The organism is Streptococcus oralis Uo5, from assembly GCF_000253155.1.
Taxonomy (GTDB): domain Bacteria; phylum Bacillota; class Bacilli; order Lactobacillales; family Streptococcaceae; genus Streptococcus; species Streptococcus oralis_L.
Genome location: NC_015291.1, coordinates 1,156,081 through 1,176,594 on the forward strand (window position 1 = coordinate 1,156,081; position 20,514 = coordinate 1,176,594).

Consider the following 20,514-nt stretch of genomic DNA (forward strand, 5'->3'; position numbering starts at 1 on the left):
CTCTTATTGTTTAAAATAGTAAATCCCAAATGCGTGGGAGAAAGATAAGTGCACCAATCACTGCAGCAAGAAGGGAAACCACAAGCACGGCTCCTGCCGCCATGTCCTTGGCTTTCTTTGCCAACATAGAAAAGTGATAGTGACTGGCTAGATCCACCACATTTTCGATAGCAGAGTTAATAATCTCAAAGGCTACTACCAAGAAAATGTTCATTAGGAGAAAGAGCCATTCGATCCGTGACACCTGAAAAACAAAACCTGCAAGGATGACCACTAGAGCCGTCACTGCATGTTTTCGCATATTGCGTTCTTCCTTGAAAGCAGTCAGAATTCCTGTGAGAGCAAATTCTAAACTGGATACAAGGTCACGATTTTTCCATTTTCGTTTATTGTCTTGTGAGTCCATAGGCTGTCAAAATTTCTTCTTGTAAACCGAACATCTCCGCTTCTTCTTCCGGAGTGTAGTGATCGTAGCCGTTAATGTGTAAAAAGCCGTGTACTGCCAAGAAGCCCATCTCACGCTCAAAGCTGTGACCGTATTCCTCAGCCTGCTCATGAGCCTTATCGATAGAGATGAACAGTTCCCCAATATAGGCATCAAACTCAGACATCATCTCTGCTAATTCTGGATTTTCAAGCAAATCTTCTTCATCAAAGGCAATGTCCAACTCTGGTTTATACTCAAGGCTGATAACATCTGTCGGACGATCCGTATCACGGTACTCGAGATTGAGTTCGTGGCTACGCTCGTTAGTCACAAAGGTCACTGCCATCTCCTTGTCTTCTTTTCCTATTTTTTGGGCTGCAAATTCCAAAATTTCTTGGGTTTGGTGCAAGATTTCTTGTGAAACTTGACCAGTTTCATCTACCATTTCAATATACATGTACTTCTCGATTCTCTTTACTTGGCTTTATTATACCATATTTCCATGATTTTATTCTACCTTTTTGATATAATACTATGGAATACAATCACAAGGAGAGAACGATGTCATTTGACGGATTTTTTTTACACCACATGGTTGAGGAATTGCGAAGCGAGTTGGTCAACGGTCGCATTCAGAAGATCAATCAACCTTTTGAACAAGAATTGGTCTTGCAAATCCGCAGCAATCGCCAAAGCCATCGCTTGCTCCTCTCTGCTCATCCCGTTTTTGGTCGCATCCAGCTGACCCAAACGACCTTTGAAAATCCAGCCCAACCTTCTACTTTTATCATGGTTTTGAGAAAGTATTTACAAGGCGCCGTGATTGAGTCGATTGAGCAGGTGGAAAATGACCGTATTGTGGAAATTACAGTTTCCAATAAAAACGAGATTGGAGACCATATTCAGGCTACCTTGATTATCGAGATTATGGGCAAACACAGTAATATTCTCCTCGTGGATAAAAGTAGCCATAAAATCCTCGAAGTCATCAAACACGTTGGTTTTTCACAAAACAGCTACCGCACCTTGCTCCCAGGGTCAAGCTATATCGCTCCACCAAGTACTGAGTCTCTCAATCCTTTTACTGTCAAGGATGAAAAACTCTTTGAAATTCTACAAACCCAAGAACTAACAGCAAAAAATCTTCAAAGTCTCTTTCAAGGTCTGGGACGCGATACGGCAAATGAATTGGAAAGCATACTGGTTAGTGAAAAACTTTCCACTTTCCGTAACTTTTTCAGTCAAGCAAGCAAGCCATTTTTGACAGAGACTTCTTTCAGCCCAGTTCCTTTTGCCAATCGTGTAGGAGAGCCTTTTCTCAGCCTTTCGGATCTCTTAGATACCTATTATAAGGATAAAGCCGAGCGCGACCGTGTCAAACAGCAAGCCAGCGAACTCATTCGCCGCGTTGAAAATGAGCTTCAGAAAAATCGCCACAAACTCAAAAAACAAGAAAAAGAATTACTGGCGACAGACAACGCTGAGGAGTTTCGCCAAAAGGGCGAATTACTGACAACCTTTCTCCACCAAGTGCCTAATGACCAAGATCAGGTTACCTTAGACAACTACTACACCAATCAACCTATCACCATTGCTCTTGATAAGGCCCTGACTCCCAGTCAGAATGCTCAACGCTATTTTAAACGTTACCAGAAACTTAAAGAAGCTGTCAAATACCTGACTGAACTGATCGAAGAAACCAAGGCTACCATTCTCTATCTAGAAAGCGTGGAGACCGTTCTCAACCAAGCTGGACTGGAAGAAATCGCTGAAATCCGTGAAGAATTAATCCAAACAGGCTTTATCCGTAGAAGACAGCGAGAGAAAATTCACAAGCGCAAAAAACCAGAACAGTATCTAGCAAGCGATGGCAAAACCATCATTTATGTTGGTCGAAACAACTTACAAAATGAAGAGCTAACCTTTAAAATGGCTCGCAAGGAGGAACTTTGGTTCCATGCCAAGGACATCCCTGGAAGCCATGTCGTCATCTCAGGCAATCTCAATCCTTCTGACGAAGTCAAGACAGATGCGGCCGAACTAGCTGCCTACTTCTCCAAAGGGCGCTTGTCAAATCTCGTGCAAGTGGATATGATTGAAGTTAAAAAACTCAACAAACCAACTGGTGGAAAACCTGGCTTTGTAACCTACACAGGACAAAAGACCCTCCGCGTTACACCAGACCCCGAAAAAATCGCATCTATGAAAAAATCCTGATTACACTTGAAATCAGGATTTTCTTTTACATTTTACTCTGCAATCAAGGTTTCCAATCCGACCTTCATCATATCGGTGAAGGTATTTTGGCGTTCTTCTGCAGTAGTATCTTCATCTGGATTGACCAAGCTATCAGAGATTGTCATGATAGCTAGCGCATCAACGTGGTGTTGGGCAGCAAGATAGTAAAGTGCTGCTGCTTCCATTTCTACAGCTTTAACTCCCCATTTACCAAGCTCAATGTTCTTTTCAAAGTAGTTTGAGTAAAAGACATCAGATGACAAGACGTTCCCAACGTGGGTTGTCATACCGAGTTCTTTAGCGATATGGTAGGCCTTGTCAAGCAAATCAAAGCTAGCGATTTGTGGGAAATCATACTGTGGCCAGTCATTGCGGATGATGTTTGAGTTGGTTGCAGCTGCTTGCGCCAAAACCAATTCACGGACATGAACATCTTCATTTAATGAACCCGCAGTTCCCACACGAATCAATTTCTTCACTCCGTAGTCTACAATCAACTCACGGGCATAGATAGAAATGGACGGCATTCCCATCCCAGTTCCCATGACCGATACACGGTGACCCTTGTACGTACCAGTGTAGCCAAACATGTTACGCACTTCGTTAAAACAAACAGCATCTTCAAGGAAATTCTCCGCAATAAACTTAGCACGAAGAGGATCCCCAGGAAGAAGAATTTTATCAGCAATTTCACCCTGCTGAGCAGCAATATGGATAGACATAATATAAGATACCAAACCCGTCAAAAAGCGAAGGGAAAATAGGAGTTTGGTGCAGTGAGCGATGCTCGCTAGACCAACTATCTTTTTCCCACTGCTTTTAGGGTGGGTTCAATTCCTTTCTTTCTTAATTTTTATGATATAGAAGAGAACAGTCCGAGTTCAATTCAAAACCGAACTCCCCTTCCTTTCTGAATTTCTAGAAAAGTTTCCGCTCGTGTTCAAATTTGAACACACGCTCTACCTTTCTTTTTTTTATATTTCATAACTAGGAAAAATCGTATTCAATCATGACTCCGATAAGCCTACTACATTTTTATTTAAAACAGTTATTGATAAACTAACAATAGTTTTTAATCTTTTAAGATAAATCCTTGATTAGAAGAAACGGGCATTTCCTACCTAATTACTTTATTCTTTGACTTCTGACACAGTATGCTAGCCCAAGGAAAACGGTCTAACACCTTTGCAAAACCATAAGCTAGGAAAGCAGTTACTAAGAGATACGGAAGAGAATCTAAACCTAGCCCAGTGAAACCTATAACTAATCCGGTTGCAGAAATGGGCGCCCTCAAGGTCACAGATAAAAAGCAAACAGATCCCAAAAGTAAAACGGTTGGCTGACTGTCCAAACCTAGAATCATGGCTAAGAGAGCAGCTCCAGCCATCCCCAAGGCAAAAGATGGCGTAAGAGTACCACCATAGGCCCCTGCCCAAAGGATAATAAGAACGAGCACTGCTTTTAGGAAAAACATGAGAAGCACTGTGTGACCACTGCTACCATTTAAAATTTCCTGAGCCATCATGCGTCCATTGCCAAGTAGATGCGGAAAGTAACTTGCTAGACCAACAAGAAAAAGAAAAGCTGAAGGCAATGTGAGAAGTATTCGTTTATCTTTTATCCTGTTTGAAGACACTTCTTTACTCGAACGACCAAAAAGCCAAGCTAGGGGGGTTAAGAAAAGAAGTAATAAAGGAACAATCCACACTTCCTTTAATGACCATGCAATAGCTGGAATCTGGTAGAGAGCATGATCTGAAATAACCAATCCTGCTGTATAGGTTGACACATAGGTAGTCAAACCGACAAAGACAAATCGCTTGATAGATAAAGTAATTCCTAGAGTCTCAAAAACGAAGAAAACACTTGTTAATGGAACCTGATAAACAGCCGCTAAACCAGCACCAGCACCACAAGCAAGGAGAAAGATGCGATCCTTCATAGACAGTATACATATTTTTCCAATTGGCCCTGCAAATAGAGTTCCAATCTCTCGTGGCGCAGCTTCTTTTCCAATAGGCGCTCCCCCTCCAACTGCAATAATCTGCCAAATTGAATGAAATAGCTGTCTTAAAAAATGAAGCTTGTATTGTGAAGTCTCATCCTTCATCTGAGCTTTGATGGAATAAATCTTCGACCCTTTTTGCAAGAAGTACCAGACTAAGGACGAGCTAAGACCCACGATTATTAAACTTAGTCCTATCCGTGAGGAGGAAACTCCATCTGTCAAAAATCCACTATGGTGCTCTGACTGACCAAAAGCTAGTCCCTCCACCATCTCTAAAAGATAATGGAGAAATATACCAGATAAACCCGAAACTATTCCTTGCAGAATTACTGCTATGAATAATCTAAAATTATAAGGGATTTTTCGAAAAATACTCCTCAATTCTATTAACATGATTACAATTCAGCAAGAATCGCTTTAAGCAAGCCTTTGAAGTCGCCTTTAACATGTTCAGTCACTTCTACAACTTCTTCGTGGTTGAGTTCTTCTTGGAAGCCTGCAGCATGGTTAGTAATACATGAAATACCGAGAACTTTCAAGCCAGAGTGGGCTGCCACAATAACTTCAGGAACTGTAGACATACCAACTGCATCTGCTCCAAGTGTCTTATAGGCACGAATCTCTGCTGGGGTTTCATAAGTCGGACCTGTTACACCAATATAGACACCTTCATCAAGCTTGATACCAAGTTTCTTAGCTACTTCATGGGCAGTAGCACGGTATTCTGGAGTGTAGGCTTTAGACATATCTGGGAAACGTGGACCAAAATCATCCAAATTTTCACCCATCAATGGGTTCTGCCCCGTCATATTGATATGGTCTGAGATAGCCATCAAGGTACCAGGACCAAATCCAATACCTCCAGCTGCATTGGTTACAATGACACCTTCGCATCCGAGAACTTTCATCACACGAACTGGGAAAGTCACGACTTCAAGAGGATTTCCTTCATAGAAATGGAAACGACCTTGAAGAGCCAAGACCTTGCGACCTGCAAGGTCACCATATACCAATTTACCAGCGTGACCGACTACTGTCGAACGGCCCCAGTTGGGAATATCTGCATAGTCTACTACAACAGGATTTTCAATTTCCTCTGCCAATTCTCCAAGTCCTGATCCAAGGATTAGACCGAACTCAGGCGCTTGGATACCCTTTTCTTTCAAGAAAGCAGCTGTTTCCTTGATTTTATCTAAAAAAGTCATTGTGTCTCCTTTATTATTTTTTTAGCATTTGACCGATTTTGTCAAAAGTTTTAGCATTACGAATGGTGATTTGGCGGTAGAAAGGCATCTTGAGTAAGTATTTGTGATAGGCTGTTTCGTAGTATGATTCTTCAGAGAATTTCCCCCAGAAAATCCCAAGTCTTCCAAAATGAACGACTTCATCTTCCAGTTCCAAACTGTTCACTTTCTCGATCACTTGATCCACATCCAAGCTCTCCGTGTAGAAGAGCACATCTTTTCGTGCCAGGTCTTTGGTCCACCAATCTGGCAGATTCTCCAGCTCTGCTTCATAGTCTTCCTGACTCAGCAAAGAAAAGCTCTGAATAAATGGATAATGGATTTCAAAGAAAGCCTCTAACTTTTCAACCAATTGGGCTTTGGGAGCTGTCGAAGTAAAGAAAATGTTGCCACTGTTGATGTAGGTTTCAACCTTTTCCAGTCCCAACTCTGTCAGTTCTTGACGAAGTTGCGCCATGACAACTTTATTTTTCCCACCGACATTAATGCCCCGAACAAGTAAAGCATATCTCGTCATCTTATACCAATTTATCTAAGAAACTTTCCCCAATCATGGCAGTTTCCACACCAAAGTTATCCGCAACTGTCGCTGAGATATCTGCAAAATGTCCAACTGGAATGACACCATTTCCTTTAAAAGCAGGGCTGTAGGCCAAAAGTGGAATATATTCACGAGTATGGTCTGTTCCTGCATAGGTTGGGTCATTTCCATGGTCCGCAGTGATCAAGAGAAGATCATTTTCTCTCATAGCTGCGATAATTTCAGGTAAGCGTTCATCGAACTCATGCAAGCAATCACGGTAACCATGAGCATTGCGACGGTGGCCATATAGTGCATCGAAGTCTACCAAGTTAGTAAAGGAGAATCCTTTTTCAAACTCAGCAAGTCCCATGGTCTTCAATAATGTATCAATTCCGTGGCTGTTTGACTTGTTGTGGCCCATGTCGTGGTTGATACCCGCACCGTTAAAGATATCGTTGATTTTTCCAACAGCGTAAGTATCGATACCAGCCTCGTTCAATTTATCCAAAACGGTTGGTGCAAATGGAGATACGGCCAAGTCACGACGATTTGCCGTACGAGTGAAGTTACCAGGCTCACCTACATAAGGACGGGCAATGATACGACCTAGAAGGGCAGGACGCTCAAGGGTAATCGAGCGCGCGTATTCACAAATACGATACAATTCATCTAAAGGAATGATGTCTTCGTGGGCAGCAATTTGCAAAACAGGGTCAGCTGAAGTATAGATAATCAACTCCCCAGTTTCCATCTGGCGTGGTCCAAAATCATCGATAACAGCTGTTCCTGAGTAAGGTTTGTTGGCTTCACGAATGACCTTACGTCCTGAAAATTCTTCAATCTTTGTCAAGATTTCTTCTGGAAATCCGTTCCAGAAAGTATCGAAAGGCTCAGTAATGTTGAGTCCCATGATTTCCCAGTGTCCAGTCATGGTATCTTTACCGCGCGATACTTCTTCCAATTTTGTTGCATATCCTGTTGGATTGCTTTCAGCTGGTACAGTCTTCAGAGGCGTTTCACGAGGAATATTTCCTAGACCGATTTTAGCCATGTTGGGCACATTCAAACCAACGGTTTTGGAAATGTGTCCTAGTGTGTCAGAAGCACCGTCTGGAACCCCTGCATTGACAAAGTTATTGGCATCTGGTGCAGCACCGATTCCCACAGAATCCAGTACCACCAAGTGAATCCGATTAAATTTTGACATAGTGTATCTCCTTATTATGTTGATTAGTTTGCTTTTGTTGAAGTTAAAATCTGAACCCCGTCTCGTCCAGCAACGATGACCTTATCTACCATTTGGTTGAACAAGCCATGCTCAACGACACCAACGACATGGTCCAATTCTTGCCCGAAGGCAATTGGATCTTCAATGACATCCAAGGCTAGGTCAATGATAAAGTTCCGCATATCGGTCACAAAACGTTGGCCGTCTTTTTCACGGAAACTTGGTTTATAGCCAGCTCGCTCAAATCGACGAAAAACCTGTTCTGCACCATACTGAACCACTTCTACTGGCAATTTAAAAGCACCTAGTTTCTCTACCAGTTTGCTTTCATCTACCACCCAAATGTATTCTTTTGAGGGCGTTGCGACAACCTTCTCCATCAGAAGGGCCCCACCACCGCCTTTGATCCCGTTGAACTGGCTATCTACTTCATCCGCCCCGTCAACCGTCACATCGACAAAGTCTACTTGATCAATCGACTTGAGCGGGATGTTAAGACCTTCAGCCTGTTTACTGGTCACACTGGAAGTCGTTACAGCTGTAATCTGCAAACCTTCTTCCTTAATCCGACGACCGATTTCTTCTACGAAATAGTAGGCAGTAGAGCCCGTTCCAAGTCCGACTACCATGCCATCCTTGACAAACTCAGCAGCCTTGATACCTGCCATTTTCTTCAGATTTTCCACTCAAACACCTCCATTAAAGAGCTATTTTTATTATAACATGTATCCGTTTTTATTTCATGGATACACTGGAAAAACCCGAACATTTTTATTTCGGGTTTTTATGTCCTATTTAACCATGTCAGGATCGTAATCATAGAATCCTGTGTCGAGGAAACGGTTTTTAGGGTGTAACTTGCGCACTTCCTCATCTAACAAGAAAGCTTGGTCATGGCTGAATTTGCCCTCTTGAATCAAGCTGCGTGCTTGGACAAAGAGTTTAGCAATCTCTACAAAATTCTGACCAGGTGTGTAGAGCCCCTCTAGCTTCCAGTGAGTGAAACCATGCTCTACCAATTCTGTCAATTTGGTCATCAAATCAAGGTCATTGTTAGCAAAGATGTGGGTACCATGATTGTCTTCAAAGATAGAGTAATGGCTCTCTGGATCACTTGGTTCAGCCAAGAAGAGGTCACGTTTACGCGTTTTTTCATCATCAATATGCGTAAAGTTATAGTAGTTTTGCAAAAGTGGTCGCTTAGAATGGTGAATGACACTAGCTCCGTAAACCAACACTTCAGCAGGAATTTCCAAAATCTCAGGCATCTTGAAGAGCTCAGCAGATGGAATTTCACGCGCCAAAACCGCCTCAGATGCGCCAGCCTTTTGACCCCAGAAGTTAATCTGACGACTGCTTGTCACCATGGTTGAAGCATCGTAGATAGTCTTAAAGGAATAGCCATCACGGTTGACTACGTAAAAGACACCTGCATCGCCAATAGTGATGTAGTCTGTCTTGATTTCTTCCAAAAAGTCTAGGAAGGGCTTGATACGATCCATCATATCTTGGTGCATGAGGGCATTAACTGCGACGATCAATTCTTTGCCTGCTTCATGAACCAACTTAGCAATCTCACGCAATTGGTCATAACTAAAGGTTGTTGGCAGACGAAGTCCAAAATCTTTCTCACCAACGTAGATACGGTCTACGCCAGCTTCGAGTAGTTGTTCAACTTGTTCAATACTTTCAGCAGTTGCTGTAATGATAATCTTTTCCATAAGAAAAATTATACCACATTTCTCAAAAATCAGCTATGAATACTGAGAGTTTCACAAAAAGTTAAACTTGTTTCTATCTTTCCCAATCAAAAAAGTGAACAGTAACTTGTACCATTCATTCTATTTTATGCATGTGTTTCTTCAACTAGGTGGCCATCGTTCATAACATAAATACGGTCAACCTTATCAAGAAGGCGTGTATCATGAGTGATCATGACAACTCCTCTGCCTTGTTCATGGGCAATGGCAGCCAACATCTCCGTTACTTGGTAGGCACGCTCAGTGTCAAGACTGGCTGTCGGCTCATCTGCAAGCACAATGCTTGGATTGTTATAGAGCGCTCTAGCAATCGCGGCACGCTGACGTTCGCCACCCGATAGAGCTTTGGGATAATGATTTTGAACTTTTTCCAAATCCAACAAGTCAAACAGCTCTTTTCGATCACTTTTACTATTTTTTCCCTTATCTAGTCTGTCTATCAAATCCAGCTGTTCCTTGACCGTTAGAAAAGGAATTAAGTTTGAAGCCTGGAGAATGAAACCAAACTCTCTAAAACGGAGATCTGTTTTTTCCTTCTCCGTCAAACTGCCTGTTTCCTTCCCCTTGACTAGAATCTTTCCACTCGATGCTTCCTGAAGTTGTCCTAGAGTTGTTAGAAAGGTTGTCTTGCCAGAGCCAGAAGGCCCAACAATAGTTACGAACTCTCCCGTATTTAGCTGAAAATTCGTCTCATGCAGGGCAACGACTTTCATCTTTCCTTCCCCGTAGGTTTTTGTCACTTGAGTCATTTCAATCAATGTTGTCATACTATTCTCCTTATCATTCTGCAATCGCAGTAATCGGATCCACCTTTAGCAAGCGTGGAAGTGAAATGACACCACCTAGAAGGGCCATCAAGGAAATTACCAAACTTAGGACAGAGTAAGCTATCCAACTCGGATAGAAAAAGAAGGTAGCTGGTAAGACTAAAATCACTCCTCCGATTGCCAGCAAGGCTAAAGCAATCCCCATACCAGCTAGGAGGAAGATTTGACAGAACAGAGACCATACAATGGTTTTGATCTGTATTCCTTGAGCTCGCATTATTCCATAAAGTCCTAGTTTTTGGATGGTAATGATATAGACAAAAATACCCACAATCAAGCCTGTGATGACAATCATAGCGAGAATCATCCCTGAAAATACATTAACCTGAGGTGTGTAACCAGGAATTTTCGATATCATTTTTGGAATGGAAATCTGTTTCAGTCCATCGCCAGTCACTTCTATGTCATTTTTCAATACTAAGGCAGAGATGGAACGATTGGCTTTCAAGGTTCCTTGTAAGGTCCAATAAGTTGTCAGACTCGTAAAAACAACAGGCTCGGTGAAAAATTTATTTCCTTGAGTCAGGCCTACAATCTTGTAACTTGAATCGCTTCCATTGAGCTGAATGGCATCACCTAGCTTCATCCCATAGTTCTCAAAAGACTGATCCACGACAACCTCATCATCTCCTTCAGGATAACGACCCTCCGTCAAACTAGGAGAGATAAAAGAGTCCCAGTCTTGAGCAAAAATGGAAACATTGACCTTTTCACTACCATCGACTAGATTGGTTACAGCAAACATATAGCCCAATGGAGCAGCCTCTTCAGAACTCTTATCCTTGTAGTCCTTTTCAGGAATAAAAGATGCCGTCAAATTATCATTTGCGTAGTCAGATAAAACCACTCCCGTCGCTTGCCAGTTATCAATAGCGGCTCGGTTGTTTCGCACAAGACCAAGAGCTAGACTGGTCATAAAAAAGACCATAAAAGCGATAAGAAAAATGGTAGTTAGAATCAAACTATATCGAAGTTTGTTTCGTAATATCTCTTTGATAGCAAGATACATGCTTGTCTCCTTTAACATTTCCCAGAGGTAGTTTAAAAGCCACCCAGTCCAATAGACAGAATCGCTGTCTTATCATCCATTCAAAACAACTCCTACCAATACTCTTCAAAAGTATCCAGGTAGCAACTCAACAAATCATCTTAGGAAAAAGCCTCAGCTTGCTATCAATTTATATAAGTTATCCTTTCCTTTCTCAGTATATTTATAAAAGAGAAGGTCAGGTCATCTGTTCTAAGTGTAACATCCATGCTACCATTTTCCCTTGTAGGTGTCAAGAGAGCGACTTAGAGGATGATAAGAGACTTTAGTAGTTTTGTAACAATCCTGTAATAATTCTTTGCATAAAAAATGATAAAATAGTTATGTACTGTTAAGGAGAGAATCATGTCCGCAAGAAAACTAGAAGCTTATGAGTTTGAACAAGCTCCCGAATCGAAACAAACTCCGCTTTACCAAGATTACACACCTGAAGCCCCAGTCGGCCCTAACCTAAAAGAGATTTTATTTTTTGTAAATATCGCTTGTTTCTGTATTTTTATGGCACTGTTTAGTTTTATCTTTTTAGCCTTAAAATTGAACACAGCTTTATCCTTTATCGCTGCAATGGGTCTTAGTTTCGCCCTTTTACAACTTCAACGAAAGATAATGAAACGAAAATTTTCAAAATAAAGGTTGGTACTACTACCAACCTCTTTTCTAGTTATCAAAAAAGACAGTTAGATAACTGTCTTTTTTATTTATTCTTACGTTTTGAAGGAGATTGAATAGCGATCTTAACTTCAAAAATTGTTCCTCTAGGTTTGTTATCTTTTACGCTAATCGTTCCTCGTAAGGCATCTACGATCTGCTTGGCCAAAGATAGTCCAAGACCAAAGCCACCTTTCTGACGGGTTCTCGCCTTGTCCACACGGTAAAAGCGGTCAAAGATTTTCTTCTTGTCAGCAGCTGAAATTCCAATTCCGTTATCCGTTACTGTAAGATAGAGGTGGCGATCTGTAGCATAGACTACAAACTCAATCTTGCCATCTTCTTCGGTATACTTGATGGCATTGTCAAACAAGATAGTCATGAGTTGTTTTAAGAGCAACTGATCGGTCATGAATGGACGATAAATTCGATTTTCATAGTTGAAAAAACGATCATTTTCATAAGCAATCAACTCATAGTTGGCAAAGGTTGTTTTAAAGAATTGTGGAGAAACTTCTGCTATTTCTGGTTTGATTCCATCATCTCGACGTGCAAGGTTGAGAAGATTGGTCGTGAGGAAACGCATATTGCGAACCTCTTCAAGACTGGAAGCGATACTTTCGCTGGATTCCATGATTGTTGCCTCTGGTTTTCGAAAGAGATTCTCTAAACGATTTTGTAAAACGGCCAAAGGCGTTCTCAGTTCATGACTCGCATTTTCAACAAAAGACTTCTGCTTTTGCATGCTTTCCAGTAGCGGTTTGACACTGACACGTGCCAGGTAAACACTGGCAATTAAAGAGAGGAGCCAGAAACTAGCCATCACTACAACAATTAAATGCTCGTGTTTTTGGCTGATTTGCTCAAGCTGGCTGGTATTGATTAGAACCGCCGCATATTTGACATTACTTGATACGGTGGAAGAGTTGGTTTCCATCAAGACAATTCGATAGGTTTCTTCCAGACCATAGCTGTTGACAACTTGGATTTGCCGAATATGATTCAACTCTTTCTTGTCCAGCTTGATCTTGTCCAAGCCTAAAAAGCGATTACCCAGTAAGAGTTGGTTAAAATCCTTGTCAAAAAGCAAAACTTCTGTATTGGAGCTAACATTGGGCTTGATTTCAGCCTTGCTGGCATCCGCAGTTGCGGGTTGAATATCTTTGACTTCCTCAGTTGCCCGATTCAGGGCTAACTGAATGACCGCTTGAGGACTACTACTAAGGGCTTGTAGTTTTTCATCTACAGAAGTATAGAGACTGGAGTGCATGACCTGTAGGATAATCAAGGTCATAGTAGAGAAAATCAGTGTGAACACTCCAAAGTTTCGAATGAAATAGCTGAAATCATCTGCATACCATGTTTTTTTTAGTTTATTGAACATCTTTTAAAATATACCCGACACTACGCAAGGTTTGAAGATTTTCAGCAAAGGCTGTTCCCTTCAATTTCTTACGAACTTTTGAGACATAGACTTCTACAACGGAAATCGTCGTATCGCTATCAAATCCCCATAGACGGTCAAAAATCTGTGTCTTGGGAAGAATGACATTTTGATTTTGAAGGAAGTAAACCAATAACTCAAACTCTTTTCCGAGCAGTTCCACAGGAGTATCTTCCACTTTTACTTCATTCGTTGAAAGATTGACGATAACATCCCCATAGGTCAAGGTGTTTTCATTAAACTTACCTGAACGTTTGAGAAGGGCTTGAATCCGCATTTTAAGTTCTTCTAGGTAGAAAGGTTTGGTGAGGTAGTCATCCGCTCCTAACTCAAAACCATGTCCCTTGTCATCCAAACTTTCCTTAGCGGTCATGATAAGGACTGGTGTCGTAATTCCTTTTTCACGCAATTCTTTCAAAACTTGGAAGCCATTTTTTTCAGGCAACATCAGGTCAAGCAGAATCAAGTCATAAACGCCACTTTCTGCTTCGTAGAGACCTTCTTCTCCATCAAAGACCTGCATGACATCTGCAAAATTATCTAAAAAGTCAAATACTGAGTTTGACAGACCCAGGTCATCTTCTACTAATAAGATTTTTATCATCAGAAACTCCTCCTTGTTATGATTATTATACCAAAATTGCCTTAAAAAAAACTCAACTCTCTCTCGTTTTCAGATAGAAAGTTGAGTTTTTGTTTACATTTTGAACGAATTAAGCTTTAGCATATTGGGCTACAACAGCTTCGACTGCTGCTTTTTCACGCTTAATCAAGTCAACACGTGCTGCGATATCCTTGATACCCATACGAATGTTACGGCTAAGAGCAAGGTCAGAGAGTTGTGGCTCAAAGAATTCCTTGTACTCTGCCAAGCGTTGCTCAGTCTTAAATACATGGGCAGGTAGGATAACAAAGCTATCAAAGCTCATGTCTCCACCAAGAGCCGCCTTAATCCAATCCCAGTTTTCACGCGCCCATACCCAAACAGTTTCTTGAGTTGTTTGATGAGCAAGGAACTGGTAATACCAAGCAGACAAGTCTTGTGGTTTCACAACAAACTTATCCTTCCATGAACGAATCAAGGTTTGGATATTATCAGCATCTGTACTGTAGGCTAGAGCAGCTGCCAACTGACGCTTGAAGACAGCATCTGTGGCATGAGTGTAGAGGTCCAGATAAGTTGCGACCAAGTCCTTGGTCTCATGGTGTTTCATTTCATTGATGAGAACTTGAGTTCGGACGGCTGCAGGAAGTCCTGCAAGATTATCCTTGTGAGCTGCAAAGATTTGACTAGCAACTTGACTAGCTTCTGCATCATTGGAACGAATCATCATAGAAACAGCCAACTGACGAACCAATTCATCCTCATCTGATTCTCCCTCTTTGGCTTCAAAACCAAGACGGTCATAGTTGTGGCGGGCTAATTTAGCAACGAGTGTATTAAAAGCTTTCTCAGTTTCTGTTCCTTCATCGATAAAGCGCTCAAGGGCAGCAATCACTTGAGAAACAGCTGAAACCACCAGATAAGACTCTTCCTTAGCAAGTTTATCAAGGACTGGAAGCAAGTCTGCATAAGAAATGTGCCCTGCCTCAGCCAACAAACGACGTTCTTGAACAATTTGCAGTTTGCTTGTGTTATCAAGTGTCTCTAGCTCAGCAAGAACGGCCTCTAACAAGTCTCCTTGATAGTCGGTAATATAGTGGGCAGTATTTTCAGTGTTGAGACGAAGAGCTGTTTTATTTTCAGCAAGAAGAGCTGCGTAGCCAGGGATTTCGATACTTTCAGTTTCGAGTGTATCTGGCAAGCCTTTCCAGTTGCTGTTGAGTGGCACCACCCAGAGACGGTTCTTGTCTTCGTGCTCACCGATAAAGAATTGTTTTTGTGAAATCTTCAAGACATCATTTTCAACTTTGACAGTGAGAACTGGATAACCAGGTTGCTCCAACCAAGAATCCATGAAGGCTGCAACATCACGTCCTGACGCTTGTCCGAGGGCATTCCAAAGGTCACGACCAATGGTGTTTCCATATTGGTGTTTTTCAAAGTAGGCATGCAAGCCCTTAGCAAAATCCGCATCACCGAGCCAACGACGAAGCATGTGCATGAGACGGCTTCCTTTGGCATAGACGATAGCACCATCAAAGAGCGTATTGATTTCATCTGGGTGTTTGACTTCGACGTGAACAGACTGTACGCCATCAGTCGCGTCACGTTCAAGAGCGTGAGGCACTCCACCTGTTTGGAAGTCTTCAAAAATATTCCAGCTTGGTTCGATGGCATCCACACAGACGTATTCCATCATGTTGGCGAAGCTTTCATTAAGCCAGAGGTCATCCCACCATTTCATAGTCACGAGGTTTCCAAACCATTGGTGGGCCAACTCATGTGCCACTACAAGGGCAACTTGTTGACGACTGGCAAATGTAGAGTTTTCATCTACAATTAGGCAAACTTCCCGGTAAGTGACAAGACCCCAGTTTTCCATGGCACCTGCTGAGAAGTCAGGAAGGGCGATGTGAAGTGATTGAGGGATTGGATACTTGACTCCGTAGTAATCTTCGTAAAACTCGATTGAGCGAACAGCGATGTCCAGTGAGAAATCAAGGTTAGATAGTGGGTGAGCTTTGGTTGAGTAAACACCTACGAGGGTACCATTTTTAGTTTTAGCGGTCACCCCTTGCAAATCACCTGCAACAAAAGCTAACAAGTAAGAAGACATGCGAGGTGTTGTCTCAAACTTCCAGATGCCTGTTTCCTTGCGGTTTTCCACATCAATCTCAGGCATGTTTGACAAGGCCAACTCACCTTCTGCTTGGTCAAAACGGAGAGCGAGGTCAAAAGTAGCCTTGGCTTCTGGCTCATCTACACACGGAAAGGCTTCACGCGCAAAATGGCTCTCGAACTGAGTAGACAAGACTTCCTTCTTGACACCATCCACTGTGTAGTAAGAAGGGTAAATCCCTGTCATGTTGTCTGTGATTTTTCCTGAAAAAGCGATGACTAATTCAACTTGACCACCCTCAGCCAATTCGATATGAAGGGCTTCATTTTCATGATCAACTGTAAATGGACGAGCTTGACCCGCAACTTCTACAGAAGCGATTTCCAAGTCCTTTCGGTGAAGGGAAATACGGTCACTCTTGGCTTGACCAGTGATGGTCACCTTCCCAGAAAAGGTCTTGGTCTCACGACTCAAATCTAGAAATAAATCATAATGTTCAGGAACAAATTGGGTAATAAAATGTTCTACTGCTTGCATAGTTTTCTCCTATTCTAAGTTTAAGAGTTTTACTCTTATTCAAACAAACTTATTATATCATGTTTTGCTTAAGAAAAAAGGATTGGACGGTGATTTCCAAAACTTTCTTTCTACTATAGTTTACTGTGGATAAACCTTGCGAAATTCTTCTAAAACAACCTTGCTGTCAGGCGTAAAAGCTAGTCCTGCCTCTCTCAGCCACTCGGCAAAACAGTCCTCATGAACCCGACGCCAATAGGCTAGGGATTTGTCACCTTCCCCTTCCTTAAAGGCATGTTCAGCAGAAACTTGATGAAAGGGCTGAACGGAAACCTTTGTAATTTCAACAATGCAGACAGCCCGATCTTGACTGTCTAAAATGACATCGAAGGTCCCTTCTTGTGGAAGGGGTTCGTCTTCTAGTGAGTAGAGGTCGTAGGCTGAGGCAGTTGCAGTCTTTTCGCCTTTTAAAACCAAATCTGCCAAGAGATCGGCTTCCACTCCAAAAGCCCAAGCATCGATCTCATCTCCGATCGAGGGATTGATTTTCTTGTATGCATTCCACATTTCTTGCGGTGTCATGTGTGCTCCTTTGTAATTTTTTACTTACTTCTTTTATACGTTTGAGATGGTCTGGATGATCAATCTCTAAATTAAAAATCTCTGGAATAGAACTGTAGTGGATAATGCATTTGATATCCATCTGATTCATTTTTTGTATGAAAGAAGCATTCAGATAGCCTGCTACAGCAAAGTCAATTTTTTCCGCCCTTGCTTTATCCTGCATATCTCTCAGCATATCCAACATAATGGGACTTTCTATATCATGCCATTGACTATTTCTCACAGTCGCAAAAACAAAAGAAGTCAAATCATTCATTCCAACTATAATCTTTGAAATACCAGTTTCCAGTATCCTATCCAAGTCAAAATAAGCTGACGGTAATTCAATCATTGTGCCGACTTTTCCAGTAAAACCATGCTGACGTAATACTCTAATAGCTTGCTTTAACTGCTTAGCATCATTGACAAAAGGAAAGATAACAGACAGATTGGGATTGGTTTGATAAACATCTGTAACGACATGTGCTTCATCCTGAAATTCATCAGGACACGCCAGCAAGCGCCTAGTTCCTCTATAACCAAACAAGGGATGATTTTCATCAAAATGCTCTTTAGTCCCCTCTAAACAATTAGCTTCTGTATTTGTTAACTCTGAAAAACGATACCAAACCTCTTCATCTGAGTACAAGGAGCAAATGGTGTCTAGATAATCTTTTACAAATTGCTGGCAACTTGCTAATAGGATGTTTTGATTAAGCTCTCTCAGTAAGTATTCTCCACGAATCATACCGACGTGGTGCAATAACTGAGGATAAACTTTTTCAACAATTTGTTCTCCACTAAGGACAAGTTGGTTTCTCATCATTCACCTTCCAATTCATGTAAGAAGTCTTGTCCAGTTCTGGAAATCCTAATAATTCAGACTTAACTTTCAAGACTAGTGGCGATGCGTTTTCTTCTGTGATTTTCTGAATATCCATCCAAACATATCCGAGTGAATCATTCGCACCATCAGAGACATCTTCCGAAATCGTGACTTGAGCTTTCTTCTTGTTTATCTCAATATCATAAAATGCCATGATATGGTGAACCGTAAAATTTGTTAACTCTTCCCTGACGAAAACATCGTAGATTCGAGGATTGGAATAGCTTCTAACAGTAAATCCTGTCTCTTCCATCACTTCTCTAATCAGCGTTTCCGTCAATCCTTCACCAAGTTGCTGACTACCACCAGGTAGATCATAACGATGTTGATAAGGGCCCCTCGTTTTTTCAATGCAGAGTAACTTCCCATTTTCAAAGCAAACAGCATAGACTCCAAAGTGTTTTTTGATTTCCATCCAACTCCTCCTACTTCAAAGACCAGCCACCATCTATTGTCAAGATTTGTCCTTGCATGGCGCTCGCTTTTCCACTTGCTAAGAAAAGGCTAATTTCTGCTACTTCCTCTGGCTCGATCCAGCGCTTGATTGGCGTTTCACTAGCCACCCAGTCAGCCAATCCACCTGGCTCAAAGTCGGCAGCAGTCATGGCTGTCTTGACTGCCCCTGGAGCAATTCCAAATACCTGAATCCCAGCTTCAGCATAGTCTAGAGCCAACTGCTTGGTAAATCCAGCCAAGGCATGCTTAGAGGAAGTATAGGCGTGACCACCACCTCCCGCTAGAGTTGAAGCAATAGAACACATATTGATGATGATTCCTTTTTTATTTTCCAACATTTGTGTCAAATAATGCCGAGTCAACTCAACAGGAGTCACATAGTTGATTTCAAAAATCTCTTGAATTTCCTGGGCTGATTGTTCCAACAGTGGTTTGTATTCATCCAAAACTCCAGCAGTATTGCACAAAACATCCACATAAGGACACCAGTCAAAAATAGGCTCCAAGTCCAAGGTCAAATCTCTCTGTAAAAAATGAAAATCACCCTCTAAGAGTGGATTTTCACCTTGGTCAACTCCATAAACTTGATAGCCATTCTCTAAAAAGAGGCAAGCTTGAGCAAGTCCGATACCTGAACTCACTCCTGTAATGAGTACACGTTTAGTCATGCACTTCTACCCAGTCCGTTGCCAAAACATCACATGGTGTCGGGCTCCACATGGAGAACCCTTCCCCTTCTCCAGACACGTTGATTAGGAAATAAGGCGTCACTTCAAGCGCAACCCCGTTTTGCTCGATAGTGTCAAAGAGTTGGACATAGTTTTCAGCCCCTCCCCAACCAGTTCGTACATATTTTTTCTTGGCCTTTAATCCAGGCAGGATCTCTTCAAATGTCATGTTTTTCTCCTTTAATATCAATAATTCTCCCCTTCATTATAACAAAAAAACCACTTTACAACGGCTTTTTGACTGTGATTTATTTAAATCTGCTTCTACTTACGGCAAATTATTCCCTGCTGCAAGATAAATTTCATACCATTCTTTTCTTGTTAAGCTAAAGTTTGCCGCTTGGCTAACTTCTCTCAAATGCTTAGGATTTGTTGTACCTACGACTGCCTGCATTTTTGCTGGATAACGCAATATCCAAGAAATGGCAATAGTTGAAGGGGTTACTCCATATTTAAAAGCTAGACGATCAAGTACTTGATTCAAAGCTTGAAATTTCTCATTACCAACAAAGTTCCCTTTAAAATACCCGAATTGTAAGACAGACCATGCTTGAATGACCACATCGTGTAATTTGCAATATTCAAAAACGCTGCCATCTCGCATAGTTGCTTGACTATCTTCCATATTAACATGAAAACCTGATTCGAATCCTGGAGTAAAAGCCGCACTCAATTGTAGCTGATTAACAGCTAACGGCTGCTTGACATCTTTTTTAAGCAACTCCATCATCATAGGATTTTGATTAGAAACTCCAAAATCTCGGACCTTACCTTGTTTATAAAGAAGATCAAAGGCTTCTGCTACTTGGTCAGATTCCATCAAAGCATCTGGTCGATGAAGAAGCAAGCTATCTAGATGATCAATCTTCAATCTTTGCAAAATTCCGTCGACTGATTTTATAATATAGTCCTTAGAAAAATCAAAATAGGTAAATTCTTCAATGCGAATGCCACATTTGGACTGAATCCACATCTTTTCTCTTAAATCTGGACGATTTTTTAGGACAATACCTAACAGTTCTTCACAACGACCACGACCATAAATATCAGCCAAGTCAAAAGCATTGATTCCAACAGAAAGTGCTGTTTCTACAAGCTCTTCAACTTCTTTTACAGACTTATCTTTTATTCTCATCATTCCGAGAACAATTTCTGATAATTCTTTGTCATCTTGACCAAGAGTTATGTATCTCATCAAATTTTTCTC

At 41.5% G+C, this 20,514-nt stretch carries 21 protein-coding genes and 1 pseudogene; 2 read left to right on the forward strand and 20 right to left on the reverse strand.

Features of this window, described 5'->3' with window-relative positions:
- Nucleotides 1–10 precede the first annotated feature (10 nt).
- A complete protein-coding gene (locus SOR_RS05765) occupies nucleotides 11–406 on the reverse strand; it encodes a diacylglycerol kinase family protein (RefSeq protein ID WP_000378179.1) in 396 nt (131 codons plus the stop codon).
- Nucleotides 387–884 (reverse strand): rRNA maturation RNase YbeY, encoded by a 498-nt coding sequence (gene ybeY, locus SOR_RS05770; protein WP_000275165.1) that lies wholly within the window; start codon nucleotides 882–884, stop codon nucleotides 387–389. The genes SOR_RS05765 and ybeY overlap by 20 nt, the downstream gene beginning before the upstream one ends.
- Nucleotides 885–988: 104 nt before the next feature.
- On the opposite strand from ybeY, the gene pavA reads away from it, so the two are divergent.
- On the forward strand, nucleotides 989–2,644 hold the full coding sequence (gene pavA / locus SOR_RS05775; protein WP_000006759.1) for an Rqc2 family fibronectin-binding protein PavA: 1,656 nt from the start codon (nucleotides 989–991) through the stop codon (nucleotides 2,642–2,644).
- A 32-nt stretch (nucleotides 2,645–2,676) separates the two neighbouring features.
- On the opposite strand, the gene deoD is transcribed toward pavA, so the two are convergent.
- The 9 genes and pseudogenes from deoD to SOR_RS05820 all read right to left on the reverse strand — a co-directional run bounded on the left by deoD (nucleotide 2,677) and on the right by SOR_RS05820 (nucleotide 11,264).
- On the reverse strand, nucleotides 2,677–3,387 hold the full coding sequence (gene deoD, locus SOR_RS05780) for a purine-nucleoside phosphorylase (RefSeq protein WP_000022091.1): 711 nt from the start codon (nucleotides 3,385–3,387) through the stop codon (nucleotides 2,677–2,679).
- 395 nt (nucleotides 3,388–3,782) lie between these two features.
- Nucleotides 3,783–5,066 (reverse strand): chloride channel protein, encoded by a 1,284-nt coding sequence (locus SOR_RS05785; RefSeq protein ID WP_000904386.1) that lies wholly within the window; start codon nucleotides 5,064–5,066, stop codon nucleotides 3,783–3,785.
- Between the two features lie 2 nt (nucleotides 5,067–5,068).
- Nucleotides 5,069–5,878: a purine-nucleoside phosphorylase gene (locus SOR_RS05790; protein WP_000143359.1), complete on the reverse strand. Its 810-nt coding sequence runs from the start codon at nucleotides 5,876–5,878 to the stop codon at nucleotides 5,069–5,071.
- Nucleotides 5,879–6,434 (reverse strand): annotated as a pseudogene (locus tag SOR_RS05795) (DUF1697 domain-containing protein); the annotation flags it as partial. It abuts the gene before it with no gap.
- Nucleotide 6,435: 1 nt separating this feature from the next.
- Nucleotides 6,436–7,647 carry a phosphopentomutase gene (locus SOR_RS05800; protein WP_000033125.1) on the reverse strand — a complete coding sequence of 404 codons (1,212 nt, stop codon included), beginning with the start codon at nucleotides 7,645–7,647 and terminating at the stop codon, nucleotides 6,436–6,438.
- 23 nt (nucleotides 7,648–7,670) lie between these two features.
- Nucleotides 7,671–8,354, reverse strand: a complete 684-nt coding sequence (rpiA, locus tag SOR_RS05805) for a ribose-5-phosphate isomerase RpiA (protein WP_000429270.1) — start codon at nucleotides 8,352–8,354, stop codon at nucleotides 7,671–7,673.
- 105 nt (nucleotides 8,355–8,459) lie between these two features.
- Nucleotides 8,460–9,389, reverse strand: a complete 930-nt coding sequence (locus SOR_RS05810; RefSeq protein ID WP_000411175.1) for a peptidase U32 family protein — start codon at nucleotides 9,387–9,389, stop codon at nucleotides 8,460–8,462.
- A 125-nt stretch (nucleotides 9,390–9,514) separates the two neighbouring features.
- Nucleotides 9,515–10,195: an ABC transporter ATP-binding protein gene (locus SOR_RS05815; protein ID WP_000209233.1), complete on the reverse strand. Its 681-nt coding sequence runs from the start codon at nucleotides 10,193–10,195 to the stop codon at nucleotides 9,515–9,517.
- 13 nt (nucleotides 10,196–10,208) lie between these two features.
- Nucleotides 10,209–11,264, reverse strand: coding sequence for an ABC transporter permease (locus SOR_RS05820; RefSeq protein ID WP_000280276.1), 1,056 nt, complete (start codon nucleotides 11,262–11,264; stop codon nucleotides 10,209–10,211).
- Nucleotides 11,265–11,648: 384 nt separating this feature from the next.
- Between SOR_RS05820 and SOR_RS05825 the strand changes: the two genes are divergently transcribed.
- Complete coding sequence (locus tag SOR_RS05825) at nucleotides 11,649–11,933, forward strand: DUF3270 domain-containing protein (protein WP_001276163.1); 285 nt, start codon at nucleotides 11,649–11,651, stop codon at nucleotides 11,931–11,933.
- 64 nt (nucleotides 11,934–11,997) lie between these two features.
- On the opposite strand, the gene SOR_RS05830 is transcribed toward SOR_RS05825, so the two are convergent.
- The 9 genes from SOR_RS05830 to SOR_RS05870 all read right to left on the reverse strand — a co-directional run bounded on the left by SOR_RS05830 (nucleotide 11,998) and on the right by SOR_RS05870 (nucleotide 20,502).
- Entirely contained in the window at nucleotides 11,998–13,335 is a 1,338-nt protein-coding gene (locus tag SOR_RS05830; RefSeq protein ID WP_013670240.1) for a sensor histidine kinase, read from the reverse strand.
- A complete protein-coding gene (gene ciaR, locus SOR_RS05835) occupies nucleotides 13,325–13,999 on the reverse strand; it encodes a two-component system response regulator CiaR (RefSeq protein WP_000590641.1) in 675 nt (224 codons plus the stop codon). The genes SOR_RS05830 and ciaR overlap by 11 nt, the downstream gene beginning before the upstream one ends.
- A gap of 109 nt (nucleotides 14,000–14,108) precedes the next feature.
- The gene (locus SOR_RS05840; RefSeq protein WP_001149134.1) at nucleotides 14,109–16,655 is read right to left on the reverse strand and encodes a M1 family metallopeptidase; all 2,547 of its coding nucleotides are present in this window, start codon (nucleotides 16,653–16,655) and stop codon (nucleotides 14,109–14,111) included.
- Between the two features lie 120 nt (nucleotides 16,656–16,775).
- Entirely contained in the window at nucleotides 16,776–17,216 is a 441-nt protein-coding gene (locus tag SOR_RS05845; protein WP_013670241.1) for an ASCH domain-containing protein, read from the reverse strand.
- Nucleotides 17,158–18,060, reverse strand: a complete 903-nt coding sequence (locus tag SOR_RS05850) for a putative PEP-binding protein (protein WP_001245873.1) — start codon at nucleotides 18,058–18,060, stop codon at nucleotides 17,158–17,160. The genes SOR_RS05845 and SOR_RS05850 overlap by 59 nt, the downstream gene beginning before the upstream one ends.
- The gene (locus SOR_RS05855; protein WP_000403330.1) at nucleotides 18,038–18,538 is read right to left on the reverse strand and encodes an NUDIX hydrolase; all 501 of its coding nucleotides are present in this window, start codon (nucleotides 18,536–18,538) and stop codon (nucleotides 18,038–18,040) included. Before SOR_RS05855 ends, SOR_RS05850 begins: the two co-directional genes overlap by 23 nt.
- 10 nt (nucleotides 18,539–18,548) lie before the next feature.
- The gene (locus tag SOR_RS05860; RefSeq protein ID WP_000167099.1) at nucleotides 18,549–19,247 is read right to left on the reverse strand and encodes a 3-oxoacyl-ACP reductase; all 699 of its coding nucleotides are present in this window, start codon (nucleotides 19,245–19,247) and stop codon (nucleotides 18,549–18,551) included.
- Complete coding sequence (locus SOR_RS05865) at nucleotides 19,240–19,476, reverse strand: DUF2829 domain-containing protein (protein WP_000141913.1); 237 nt, start codon at nucleotides 19,474–19,476, stop codon at nucleotides 19,240–19,242. The genes SOR_RS05860 and SOR_RS05865 overlap by 8 nt, the downstream gene beginning before the upstream one ends.
- Nucleotides 19,477–19,575: 99 nt before the next feature.
- The gene (locus tag SOR_RS05870; RefSeq protein ID WP_001269449.1) at nucleotides 19,576–20,502 is read right to left on the reverse strand and encodes an aldo/keto reductase; all 927 of its coding nucleotides are present in this window, start codon (nucleotides 20,500–20,502) and stop codon (nucleotides 19,576–19,578) included.
- Nucleotides 20,503–20,514: the final 12 nt, after the last annotated feature.

Coding starts and splice junctions, on each gene's coding strand:
- deoD (WP_000022091.1), bottom strand. CDS start 3,387: ATGTCTATCCATATTGCTGCTCAGCAGGGTGAAATTGCTGATAAAATT.
- SOR_RS05840 (WP_001149134.1), bottom strand. CDS start 16,655: ATGCAAGCAGTAGAACATTTTATTACCCAATTTGTTCCTGAACATTAT.
- ybeY (WP_000275165.1), bottom strand. CDS start 884: ATGTATATTGAAATGGTAGATGAAACTGGTCAAGTTTCACAAGAAATC.
- SOR_RS05830 (WP_013670240.1), bottom strand. CDS start 13,335: ATGTTCAATAAACTAAAAAAAACATGGTATGCAGATGATTTCAGCTAT.
- pavA (WP_000006759.1), top strand. CDS start 989: ATGTCATTTGACGGATTTTTTTTACACCACATGGTTGAGGAATTGCGA.
- SOR_RS05800 (WP_000033125.1), bottom strand. CDS start 7,647: ATGTCAAAATTTAATCGGATTCACTTGGTGGTACTGGATTCTGTGGGA.
- SOR_RS05765 (WP_000378179.1), bottom strand. CDS start 406: ATGGACTCACAAGACAATAAACGAAAATGGAAAAATCGTGACCTTGTA.
- SOR_RS05820 (WP_000280276.1), bottom strand. CDS start 11,264: ATGTATCTTGCTATCAAAGAGATATTACGAAACAAACTTCGATATAGT.
- SOR_RS05825 (WP_001276163.1), top strand. CDS start 11,649: ATGTCCGCAAGAAAACTAGAAGCTTATGAGTTTGAACAAGCTCCCGAA.
- SOR_RS05785 (WP_000904386.1), bottom strand. CDS start 5,066: ATGTTAATAGAATTGAGGAGTATTTTTCGAAAAATCCCTTATAATTTT.
- SOR_RS05860 (WP_000167099.1), bottom strand. CDS start 19,247: ATGACTAAACGTGTACTCATTACAGGAGTGAGTTCAGGTATCGGACTT.
- SOR_RS05815 (WP_000209233.1), bottom strand. CDS start 10,195: ATGACAACATTGATTGAAATGACTCAAGTGACAAAAACCTACGGGGAA.
- SOR_RS05790 (WP_000143359.1), bottom strand. CDS start 5,878: ATGACTTTTTTAGATAAAATCAAGGAAACAGCTGCTTTCTTGAAAGAA.
- SOR_RS05870 (WP_001269449.1), bottom strand. CDS start 20,502: ATGAGATACATAACTCTTGGTCAAGATGACAAAGAATTATCAGAAATT.
- SOR_RS05810 (WP_000411175.1), bottom strand. CDS start 9,389: ATGGAAAAGATTATCATTACAGCAACTGCTGAAAGTATTGAACAAGTT.
- SOR_RS05845 (WP_013670241.1), bottom strand. CDS start 17,216: ATGACACCGCAAGAAATGTGGAATGCATACAAGAAAATCAATCCCTCG.
- SOR_RS05865 (WP_000141913.1), bottom strand. CDS start 19,476: ATGACATTTGAAGAGATCCTGCCTGGATTAAAGGCCAAGAAAAAATAT.
- ciaR (WP_000590641.1), bottom strand. CDS start 13,999: ATGATAAAAATCTTATTAGTAGAAGATGACCTGGGTCTGTCAAACTCA.
- SOR_RS05855 (WP_000403330.1), bottom strand. CDS start 18,538: ATGGAAATCAAAAAACACTTTGGAGTCTATGCTGTTTGCTTTGAAAAT.
- SOR_RS05850 (WP_001245873.1), bottom strand. CDS start 18,060: ATGAGAAACCAACTTGTCCTTAGTGGAGAACAAATTGTTGAAAAAGTT.